The following is an 828-nucleotide window of genomic DNA, read 5'->3' as shown; positions in this document are numbered from 1 at the left end:
CCGACTGGACGCCATTAGCGCAAAAATTCCAAAACACGCTCTATCGAATGGTATTTCACGGCGAAGACCCGAGTGACTATGTGCGTGAAGTAGTAGAAAAAACCAATAATGGGGAGTTTGATGACCAATTGGTTTATCAAAAGCGACTACGCCGAAAGCTGCATGAGTACCAAAAAAACATTCCACCTCAAGTGCGTGCAGCACGTTTAGCCGACGACATTAATGCCAAGCTTGGTCGACCTTTACAGTATCAAAATCGTGGGCGCATAGAGTATTTGATTACCCTAAATGGCCCTGAGCCTCATGAATACCGTAACAGTCCTATCGACTACCAGCACTACATCGACAAACAGCTAAAGCCTGTTGCAGATGCGATTCTGCCATTTATCGGCACAGACTTTGAAACCCTCTCAGCACCACAAATGGGACTGTTCTAACCAATACGAAACTCAGTCTTTTGGTACTGCTTCACGAGCCAGCCACCGAAAGCATCAATTAGGCCAATGACCGAACGCTTGGGAATTGGCCTTCCAGATAACAATATGCAGAGGCGGTCAATCTCCAGTTTTTTCTCGGGATGATATTGCAAAAACACTTCACCACATTCTATTGGATCATCAAACCAGCGCTTATCGCGATACATCACCAAAGAGTAAGAAGCTCTTAATAACTTTTTAGCGATGACTACCTGCGCACGAACTTGCTCCTCAAGGCTTGTCGCCTGAACAATCTTAGCTCGATACACCGCTAGCCATTCTTCAACATCCATATTCCAGTGCTTAGCAATTTCCCAACTCGGCACATAATCGCCAAAACAATCAGCCAAGT

General features: G+C 45.4%; 2 pseudogenes. One reads left to right on the top strand and one right to left on the bottom strand.

Annotated features, from left to right (window positions below):
• Positions 1–437: pseudogene (locus R8N47_RS24450) on the top strand (DNA polymerase II); the annotation flags it as partial.
• Here R8N47_RS24450 and R8N47_RS24445 read toward each other — a convergent pair.
• Positions 434–828: pseudogene (locus R8N47_RS24445) on the bottom strand (nucleotidyltransferase domain-containing protein); the annotation flags it as partial. The pseudogenes R8N47_RS24450 and R8N47_RS24445 overlap by 4 nt on opposite strands.

The sequence above is a fragment of the Vibrio sp. 2132-1 genome (genome assembly GCF_033344315.1).
The sequence above is the reverse complement of the archived record's forward strand: the minus strand, read 5'-3'. Positions and strand labels throughout refer to the sequence as shown.